Annotated in this window: 2 protein-coding genes, 1 tRNA gene and 3 rRNA genes; 1 reads left to right on the top strand and 5 read right to left on the bottom strand. The window is 62.9% G+C overall.

Annotated elements, in window-relative coordinates; genetic code table 11:
* Nucleotides 1-72 precede the first annotated feature (72 nt).
* Complete coding sequence (locus SLUN_RS29140; RefSeq protein ID WP_108152948.1) at nucleotides 73-2,727, top strand: SpoIIE family protein phosphatase; 2,655 nt, start codon at nucleotides 73-75, stop codon at nucleotides 2,725-2,727.
* Nucleotides 2,728-2,784: 57 nt separating this feature from the next.
* Here the strand turns inward: SLUN_RS29140 and SLUN_RS29135 are convergent.
* The 5 genes from SLUN_RS29135 to SLUN_RS29110 form a co-directional block, all read right to left on the bottom strand.
* Nucleotides 2,785-2,857: transfer RNA gene (locus SLUN_RS29135), tRNA-Thr, on the bottom strand.
* A 166-nt stretch (nucleotides 2,858-3,023) separates the two neighbouring features.
* A 5S ribosomal RNA gene (rrf, locus tag SLUN_RS29130) occupies nucleotides 3,024-3,140 on the bottom strand.
* A 99-nt stretch (nucleotides 3,141-3,239) separates the two neighbouring features.
* Nucleotides 3,240-6,350: ribosomal RNA gene (locus SLUN_RS29125) — 23S ribosomal RNA — on the bottom strand.
* Nucleotides 6,351-6,654: 304 nt separating this feature from the next.
* Nucleotides 6,655-8,176, bottom strand: a 16S ribosomal RNA gene (locus SLUN_RS29120).
* Together the 16S, 23S and 5S rRNA genes with 1 tRNA gene alongside form the textbook arrangement of a ribosomal RNA operon.
* A 507-nt stretch (nucleotides 8,177-8,683) precedes the next feature.
* Nucleotides 8,684-10,369 carry a ribonuclease J gene (locus SLUN_RS29110; protein WP_108152946.1) on the bottom strand — a complete coding sequence of 562 codons (1,686 nt, stop codon included), beginning with the start codon at nucleotides 10,367-10,369 and terminating at the stop codon, nucleotides 8,684-8,686.
* Between the last annotated feature and the right edge of the window lie 79 nt (nucleotides 10,370-10,448).

Raw genomic sequence — 10,448 nt, 5'->3', positions numbered from 1 at the left:
CGCCCCGGTCCGCCCGGCGGGGGCGGTGTGGGGCAAGTACTACCACCGGGCACGGGGAGGGGCAGGCCGATCATGGCAGAGCCGGGCGTCGAGACGCGTACGAGGAGTTCTGTGATCACCGCGCGGGCGGCTGCCAGCTTCGACCCCGTCGGGCGGTCCGTCGCGACCGCCCGCGCCTTTGTCCGCGACACCCTGCAGGGGTGGGGGTACTCCGATGTCGTCGACGACGCCGTGGTCCTCACCAGCGAGCTGGTCACCAATGCCGTCGTGCACGCCGGCACCTCCGCCGATGTGCTCTGTCTGCGCACGGAGGACTCCGTACGGGTCGAAGTCGCCGACCGCTACCCGGAGCGCGAAATCCCCATACAGGGCACCGGCCTGTCGCTCGGCAGCCCCGACCGCGAGAACGGCCGGGGACTGCTGCTGTGCGCCGCCCTCGCCTCCCGCTGGGGCGTCGAGTACACCCCCACCTACAAACAGGTGTGGTTCCAACTCGACCTCCCCCAGCGCCCGGTGGGCGCCCGCTCGGCCGGCCCTGTGCTGCCCGTCGCCCTCCTCCCGGTCGCCGACGAGCGCGTACGCGTCGCCGTCACCCAGATCGACCGGACCGGCGCGATCGTCGTCTGGAACGAGGACGCCGAGCGCCTCTTCGGGTACGCCGCCGACCAGGTCATGGGCAAACCACTGACCGACTTCGCCGCCTGGCCGCACACTCCCGGCATCGGCACCGGCATCGCCGAGGCGCTCCAGCTCTCCCGCTGGGAAGGCAGCTACGGCATCCGCGGCACCGACGGCCGCGTCGTCCCCGTCTACGCATCGCACCTTCGGGTACGGGACACCAACGGTGAGCCCTCCACGGTCTGTCTGCTCGTACGCGACGACGAACGCGCCGTGCTGCAGACCCCGCAGCGCGCCCCCGTCACCGACTCGGGCGCCGACAGCCACGCCGCCGACCCGTTCGAGGTCTTCATCGGCTCCCCCGCCCCCGACGACCTCGACGGCCTTCTCCAGCGCACCGTCGAGCGCGCCCGCGACATGCTCGACGGCGACGCCGCTTTCCTGCTGCTGGCCACCGACGACGAGACCGAGCTGGAAGTACGGGCCTCCACCGGCCTCCCGTCGGCCCGCCAGCGCTTCGCCCGCGTCCCGGTGGAAGCCGGCACCGGCCGCTACGGCTCCGCCCGCATGCCTGCCGTCCACGAGGACCTCACAGCCGTCCCCGGCGCCGTCCCACTGCTCAACGCCACCGGCATGCGCTCGGTCGTCACGGTCCCGCTCAAGGTCGAGGGCCGCCTCACTGGCTCTCTCGGAGTCGCCGCCGAATCCGCCGGCCGGTACTCCAACGAGGAAGCCCTGCGCCTCCAGTTCGCCGCCGACCGGATCGCCCTGGCCGTCGAATCGGCCCGCCTGGGCGAACTGGAACGCCTGCGCCGCGGTTCCCTCTCCTTCCTCGTCGAAGCCTCCGACCTGCTCGCCGGAACGCTCGACCGGGACCAGACACTGGCGCTGATGGCCCAGATGACGGTCCCCACCCTCGCCACCTGGTGCGCCGTCTACACAATCGCCGACCAGGCCTCGGATCCCTACCTCAGCTACGTGCTGCACGAGGACGAGGAAAGAATCGACGGCCTCAAGGCCCTCCTCTCCAAGATCGACCCGCCCGACCCGGTCCCGACGCCGGGCGCCCGCGTGTGGACGGCGCCCGCCAACGCCGCCCAGCGGGCCGCCCTGCGCACCTCCAAGCGCGAACTCGGCCTGGGCTCCAGCCCGCCGGTCTCCTCCGGCATCGGCACCACCCTCGCCACAGCGGCAGCGGTCGGCGGCGAGACGGTCGTACTCCCCCTTGTGGCCCGCAACCGCGTCATCGGCATGCTGACCCTCGGCAAGCCCACCGACGACCACTTCCGCCAGGAAATCCTGGAACTCGCCGAGGACCTCTCCCGCCGGGCCGCCCTCGCCCTGGACAACGCCCGTCTGTACTCCGAGCGCATGGCCATCAGCCAGTCCCTCCAGCGCAGCCTGCTGCCGCCGGGACTCCCCCAGATCCCCGGCGTCGAGGTCGAGGTCATCTACCGCGCGGCCGGCGAAGGCAACGAAGTCGGCGGCGACTTCTACGACCTCTTCCCGATCCGCGACGGCGCGTACGGCTTCGCCATCGGCGACGTCTGCGGTACGGGCCCGGAAGCCGCGGCCGTCACCGGCCTGGCCCGGCACGCACTGCGCCTCCTCGCCCGCGAGGGCTTCGGCGGCCCCGCGGTCCTGGAGCGCCTGAACGCGGCGATCCTCGACGAGGGCGCCCGCAGCCGCTTCCTGACGCTCCTTTACGGCGAGTTGTGGCCACAGGAGGACGGCAGCGCGGTCCTCAAGATTGTCTGCGCCGGCCACCCGCTCCCCCTGCGCCTGCGCCAGGACGGCAGCGTAGAAACTGCCGCGGAACCGCAGCCGCTCCTCGGCGTCATGGAGGACCTGGAGCTGTACGAACAGGTGGTGACCCTCAACCCGGGCGACGTCCTGCTCTGCGTCACCGACGGCGTCACCGAACGCCGCGAGGGGACCCGCATGCTGGGCGACGACGGCCTGATCGACGTCCTCACCACCTGCACCGGCCTCACGGCGGGCGCGGTCGCCACCCGCGTCCTGCGCGCGGTCGAACGCTTCGCCGCCGAGCCGGCCTCCGACGACATGGCCATCCTCGCCATGCGCCTGCCGGAGCCCCACAAGGTCTGAGCGCGCCTCAAAACGCAGAAGGCCCCCGCCACTTGGCGGGGGCCTTCTGCATTGCTGAGCCCCAATACGGAATCGAACCGTAGACCTTCTCCTTACCATGGAGACGCTCTACCGACTGAGCTATTGGGGCGTGCTGCGCTGCGGCAACGGGATAGATCATACCCCGAACGCAGCGCTGCTCAGAACCATCCATCCCCACCAACACTCTCCGGGGCCGCCCGTCCGTGGCGCAGTGCCCGGGGAACGCAAAAATGCCTCAATCCCCGGACGAGGTCCAGGGATTGAGGCTAATAATTGTTCGGCGGTGTCCTACTCTCCCACAGGGTCCCCCCTGCAGTACCATCGGCGCTGAAAGGCTTAGCTTCCGGGTTCGGAATGTAACCGGGCGTTTCCCTAACGCTATGACCACCGAAACTCTATGAAAATATCGATCCGGAACCCGGCCTCATGTGACCTATGAGGCGGTTCGACAGTTCGTTACTTCAGAACTGACACAGTGGACGCGAGCAACTGAGGACAAGCCCTCGGCCTATTAGTACCGGTCAACTCCACACCTTGCGGTGCTTCCATATCCGGCCTATCAACCCAGTCGTCTACTGGGAGCCTTACCCTCTCTAGGAGGTGGGAGTCCTCATCTCGAAGCAGGCTTCCCGCTTAGATGCTTTCAGCGGTTATCCTTTCCGAACGTAGCCAACCAGCCATGCCCTTGGCAGGACAACTGGCACACCAGAGGTTCGTCCGTCCCGGTCCTCTCGTACTAGGGACAGCCCTTCTCAAGACTCCTGCGCGCGCAGCGGATAGGGACCGAACTGTCTCACGACGTTCTAAACCCAGCTCGCGTACCGCTTTAATGGGCGAACAGCCCAACCCTTGGGACCGACTCCAGCCCCAGGATGCGACGAGCCGACATCGAGGTGCCAAACCATCCCGTCGATATGGACTCTTGGGGAAGATCAGCCTGTTATCCCGGGTACCTTTATCCGTTGAGCGACGGCGCTTCCACAAGCCACCGCCGGATCACTAGTCCCGACTTTCGTCCCTGCTCGACCCGTCGGTCTCACAGTCAAGCTCCCTTGTGCACTTACACTCAACACCTGATTGCCAACCAGGCTGAGGGAACCTTTGGGCGCCTCCGTTACTCTTTAGGAGGCAACCGCCCCAGTTAAACTACCCATCAGACACTGTCCCTGATCCGGATCACGGACCCAGGTTAGACATCCAGCACGACCAGAGTGGTATTTCAACGGCGACTCCACAACCACTGGCGTGGCCGCTTCAAAGTCTCCCACCTATCCTACACAAGCCGAACCGAACACCAATATCAAACTGTAGTAAAGGTCCCGGGGTCTTTCCGTCCTGCTGCGCGAAACGAGCATCTTTACTCGTAGTGCAATTTCACCGGGCCTATGGTTGAGACAGTCGAGAAGTCGTTACGCCATTCGTGCAGGTCGGAACTTACCCGACAAGGAATTTCGCTACCTTAGGATGGTTATAGTTACCACCGCCGTTTACTGGCGCTTAAGTTCTCAGCTTCGCACGCCCGAAAGCGCACTAACCGGTCCCCTTAACGTTCCAGCACCGGGCAGGCGTCAGTCCGTATACATCGCCTTACGGCTTCGCACGGACCTGTGTTTTTAGTAAACAGTCGCTTCTCGCTGGTCTCTGCGGCCACCCCCAGCTCAAGGAGCAAGTCCTCTCACCAGTGATGGCCCCCCTTCTCCCGAAGTTACGGGGGCATTTTGCCGAGTTCCTTAACCATAGTTCACCCGAACGCCTCGGTATTCTCTACCTGACCACCTGAGTCGGTTTAGGGTACGGGCCGCCATGAAACTCGCTAGAGGCTTTTCTCGACAGCATAGGATCATCCACTTCACCACAATCGGCTCGGCATCAGGTCTCAGCCTTAATGTGTGACGGATTTACCTGCCACACGGCCTACACCCACCCGGACAACCACCGCCCGGGCTGGACTACCTTCCTGCGTCACCCCATCGCTTACCTACTACCACCTTGGGCCGGCGGCTCCACCACTCCCCTCAACTCCGAAGAGATCAGGGCGGCTTCACGGCCTTAGCATTAGAGGATTCAGTATTGGGCGTTTCAAAGCGGGTACCGGAATATCAACCGGTTGTCCATCGACTACGCCTGTCGGCCTCGCCTTAGGTCCCGACTTACCCTGGGCAGATCAGCTTGACCCAGGAACCCTTAGTCAATCGGCGCACGTTTCTCACGTGTATCGCTACTCATGCCTGCATTCTCACTCGTGTACCGTCCACCACTGCCTTCCGGCGCGGCTTCACCCGGCACACGACGCTCCCCTACCCATCCCAGCGGGCGTTGGCCCTATATGCTGAAATGACACGACTTCGGCGGTACGCTTGAGCCCCGCTACATTGTCGGCGCGGAATCACTTGACCAGTGAGCTATTACGCACTCTTTCAAGGGTGGCTGCTTCTAAGCCAACCTCCTGGTTGTCTCTGCGACTCCACATCCTTTCCCACTTAGCGTACGCTTAGGGGCCTTAGTCGATGCTCTGGGCTGTTTCCCTCTCGACCATGGAGCTTATCCCCCACAGTCTCACTGCCGTGCTCTCACTTACCGGCATTCGGAGTTTGGCTAAGGTCAGTAACCCGGTAGGGCCCATCGCCTATCCAGTGCTCTACCTCCGGCAAGAAACACACGACGCTGCACCTAAATGCATTTCGGGGAGAACCAGCTATCACGGAGTTTGATTGGCCTTTCACCCCTAACCACAGGTCATCCCCCAGGTTTTCAACCCTGGTGGGTTCGGTCCTCCACGAAGTCTTACCTCCGCTTCAACCTGCCCATGGCTAGATCACTCCGCTTCGGGTCTAGAGCGTGCAACTCAATCGCCCTGTTCGGACTCGCTTTCGCTACGGCTTCCCCACACGGGTTAACCTCGCTACACACCGCTAACTCGCAGGCTCATTCTTCAAAAGGCACGCAGTCACGACCCATTGAGTAAACTCAATGAGCGACGCTCCCACGGCTTGTAGGCACACGGTTTCAGGTACTATTTCACTCCGCTCCCGCGGTACTTTCACCATTCCCTCACGGTACTATCCGCTATCGGTCACCAGGAATATTTAGGCTTAACGGTGGTCCCGCCAGATTCACACGGGATTTCTCGGGCCCCGTGCTACTTGGGTGTCGCACAAGCAAGCCGTTGATGTTTCAGCTACGGGGGTCTTACCCTCTACGCCGGACCTTTCGCATGTCCTTCGCCTACATCAACGGTTTCTGACTTGCCCAACAGCCGGCAGACTGTTGAAGTGCAATCCCACAACCCCGTATGCGCAACCCCTGCCGGGTATCACACGCATACGGTTTGGCCTCATCCGGTTTCGCTCGCCACTACTCCCGGAATCACGGTTGTTTTCTCTTCCTGAGGGTACTGAGATGTTTCACTTCCCCTCGTTCCCTCCACACTGCCTATGTGTTCAGCAGCGGGTGACAGCCCATGACGACTGCCGGGTTTCCCCATTCGGAAACCCCCGGATCAAAGCCTGGTTGACGGCTCCCCGGGGACTATCGTGGCCTCCCACGTCCTTCATCGGTTCCTGGTGCCAAGGCATCCACCGTGCGCCCTTAAAAACTTGGCCACAGATGCTCGCGTCCACTGTGCAGTTCTCAAGCAACGACCAGCCACCCATCACCCCGCCCTCACAGGCGAGTTCACTGGGGCCGGCATCGCGAAGGTTCAGACTTTTCAGTCCGCACCCTCAGATACCCAACAGCGCGCCCGGCACGTCCAATCCAGATCCTGTGTTCCACGCCGAAGCAGTACTGACAGTCCCAAACCAAACGTGCCGAATAGTCAACGTTCCACCCATGAGCAACCAGCACCGGACATTCGCCGGTGTTCTGGCCTCTGACCGAGCAGGCTCGGTAAGAAGTGCTCCTTAGAAAGGAGGTGATCCAGCCGCACCTTCCGGTACGGCTACCTTACGACTTCGTCCCAATCGCCAGTCCCACCTTCGACAGCTCCTCCCACAAGGGGTTGGGCCACCGGCTTCGGGTGTTACCGACTTTCGTGACGTGACGGGCGGTGTGTACAAGGCCCGGGAACGTATTCACCGCAGCAATGCTGATCTGCGATTACTAGCAACTCCGACTTCATGGGGTCGAGTTGCAGACCCCAATCCGAACTGAGACCGGCTTTTTGAGATTCGCTCCGCCTCACGGCATCGCAGCTCATTGTACCGGCCATTGTAGCACGTGTGCAGCCCAAGACATAAGGGGCATGATGACTTGACGTCGTCCCCACCTTCCTCCGAGTTGACCCCGGCAGTCTCCTGTGAGTCCCCATCACCCCGAAGGGCATGCTGGCAACACAGAACAAGGGTTGCGCTCGTTGCGGGACTTAACCCAACATCTCACGACACGAGCTGACGACAGCCATGCACCACCTGTATACCGACCACAAGGGGGGCACCATCTCTGATGCTTTCCGGTATATGTCAAGCCTTGGTAAGGTTCTTCGCGTTGCGTCGAATTAAGCCACATGCTCCGCTGCTTGTGCGGGCCCCCGTCAATTCCTTTGAGTTTTAGCCTTGCGGCCGTACTCCCCAGGCGGGGAACTTAATGCGTTAGCTGCGGCACCGACGACGTGGAATGTCGCCAACACCTAGTTCCCAACGTTTACGGCGTGGACTACCAGGGTATCTAATCCTGTTCGCTCCCCACGCTTTCGCTCCTCAGCGTCAGTAATGGCCCAGAGATCCGCCTTCGCCACCGGTGTTCCTCCTGATATCTGCGCATTTCACCGCTACACCAGGAATTCCGATCTCCCCTACCACACTCTAGCTAGCCCGTATCGAATGCAGACCCGGGGTTAAGCCCCGGGCTTTCACATCCGACGTGACAAGCCGCCTACGAGCTCTTTACGCCCAATAATTCCGGACAACGCTTGCGCCCTACGTATTACCGCGGCTGCTGGCACGTAGTTAGCCGGCGCTTCTTCTGCAGGTACCGTCACTTTCGCTTCTTCCCTGCTGAAAGAGGTTTACAACCCGAAGGCCGTCATCCCTCACGCGGCGTCGCTGCATCAGGCTTTCGCCCATTGTGCAATATTCCCCACTGCTGCCTCCCGTAGGAGTCTGGGCCGTGTCTCAGTCCCAGTGTGGCCGGTCGCCCTCTCAGGCCGGCTACCCGTCGTCGCCTTGGTGGGCCATCACCCCACCAACAAGCTGATAGGCCGCGGGCTCATCCTTCACCGCCGGAGCTTTCAACCTCTTCCCATGCGGGAAGAAGTATTATCCGGTATTAGACCCCGTTTCCAGGGCTTGTCCCAGAGTGAAGGGCAGATTGCCCACGTGTTACTCACCCGTTCGCCACTAATCCACCCCGAAGGGCTTCATCGTTCGACTTGCATGTGTTAAGCACGCCGCCAGCGTTCGTCCTGAGCCAGGATCAAACTCTCCATGAATGTTTTCCCGTAATCGGGATGAACACCACTTAGAGCGGAACAGTCGACTCGGAATAAGAGCGACCGTTCACAGCGTCCTCGCTGTGTCATTGCCTACCCGCCACAAGGGCCAGTAGGACTTTCAAAGGAACCTCAACCCACCGAAGTGGGCCGGGGTTGTCAATCTGGCGTTGACTTTTGGCACGCTGTTGAGTTCTCAAGGAACGGACGCTTCCTTCGTACTCACCCTCTCGGGCTTTCCTCCGGGCGCTTCCCTTCGTGTTTCCAACCTTACCAGATTCTTTTTCCGTTCCGTTTCCGGTGAGGAATTCGAATCCAGTGGCCGTTGGGAGCCTTTTGCCTTTCGGCTGACCCGACTTTATCAGAGATTCTGAGTCGGAATTCCCGCCCCGTTCGGGAACTGTTCCGAGCGCACGAGTGCGCCGGGGTCCCGTTCAGGCGGAGATGTAAAGGTACTGGAGCGGGGCGCCCCGATGCAAATCGGGGGCCCCGCTCCAAGGTCGTGCGTCAGACCTCGACGACGACGGGGAGGATCATCGGGCGCCGACGGTAGGTGTCGGAGACCCACTTGCCCACCGAACGGCGGACGAGTTGCTGCAGCTGGTGGGGTTCCATGACGCCGTCCTGGGCGGACTTGTTGATGGCCTCTTCGATCTTGGGAACGACGGCGCTGAACACCGAGTCGTCGATACCGGAGCCCCTGGCCTGGATGTGCGGGCCGCCGACGATCTTGCCGCTGGAGCTGTCGACCACGATGAAGACCGAGATGATGCCCTCGTCGCCGAGGATGCGGCGGTCCTTGAGGGAGGTCTCGGTGACATCGCCGACCGAGAGGCCGTCGACGTACACATAGCCGGCCTGGACCTTGCCGACGATCCTGGCCTTGCCGTCGACCAGGTCGACGACGACGCCGTCCTCGGCGATGACGATGCGGTCCTTCGGGACGCCCGTCAGGGCACCGAGTTCGGCGTTGGCGCGGAGGTGGCGCCATTCGCCGTGGACCGGCATCAGGTTCTTCGGCTTGCAGATGTTGTAGAAGTACAGGAGCTCGCCGGCCGAGGCGTGGCCCGAGACATGGACCTTGGCGTTGCCCTTGTGGACGACGTTCGCGCCCCACCTGGTCAGGCCGTTGATCACGCGGTAGACCGCGTTCTCGTTACCCGGGATGAGGGACGAGGCCAGGATGACCGTGTCGCCCTGGACGATCCGGATCTGGTGGTCCCGGTTGGCCATCCGGGAGAGCGCCGCCATCGGCTCGCCCTGCGAGCCGGTGCAGACGAGCACGATCTCGTGGTCAGGGAGGTCATCGAGCGTCTTGACGTCGACGACCAGGCCGGCCGGAACCTTCAGATAGCCGAGGTCGCGGGCGATGCCCATGTTGCGGACCATCGAGCGGCCGACGAAGGCGACCCTGCGGCCGTACTCGTGGGCGGCGTCCAGGATCTGCTGGATGCGGTGCACGTGACTTGCGAAGCTCGCCACGATGATGCGCTTCTGGGCGTTCGCGAAGACCGTGCGCAGGACATTGGAGATGTCCTTCTCCGGCGGAACGAAGCCCGGGACCTCGGCGTTCGTCGAGTCGGAGAGGAGAATGTCGATGCCCTCCTCGCTGAGCCGCGCGAAGGCATGCAGGTCGGTGAGCCGGCCGTCCAGCGGGAGCTGGTCCATCTTGAAGTCGCCAGTGTGGACGGCCATGCCCGCAGGGGTGCGGATGGCGACGGCCAGGGCGTCCGGGATGGAGTGGTTGACCGCGATGAACTCGCAGTCGAACGGGCCGATGCGCTCGCGATGTCCCTCCGTCACCTCGAGGGTGTACGGGCGGATGCGGTGCTCCTGAAGCTTTGCCTCGATCAGGGCGAGGGTCAGCTTGGAGCCGATGAGCGGGATGTCCGGCTTGAGCCGGAGCAGATAGGGGACGCCGCCGATGTGGTCCTCGTGGCCGTGCGTGAGCACAATGCCCTCGACGTCGTCGAGGCGGTCCCGAATGGTCGTGAAGTCCGGCAGGATCAGGTCGATTCCGGGCTGCTCCTCCTCAGGGAAGAGCACACCGCAGTCGACGATCAGCAGCCGGCCCTCGTACTCGAAGACCGTCATATTGCGGCCGATCTCGCCGAGACCGCCGAGCGGGGTGATGCGCAGGCCGCCCTTGGGCAGCTTCGGCGGGGCGCCAAGTTCAGGATGCGGATGACTCAAAAGACTCTCCTCACCACGCACGCCACATACCGCTGGGGCACGTGGCGTACATGACATTTGTGCACTTGCAGTTGTCTTG

The organism is Streptomyces lunaelactis, from assembly GCF_003054555.1.
GTDB lineage: Bacteria > Actinomycetota > Actinomycetes > Streptomycetales > Streptomycetaceae > Streptomyces > Streptomyces lunaelactis.
Note: the sequence above shows the minus strand (reverse complement) of the source record. Positions and strands in the feature narration are given on the sequence as shown.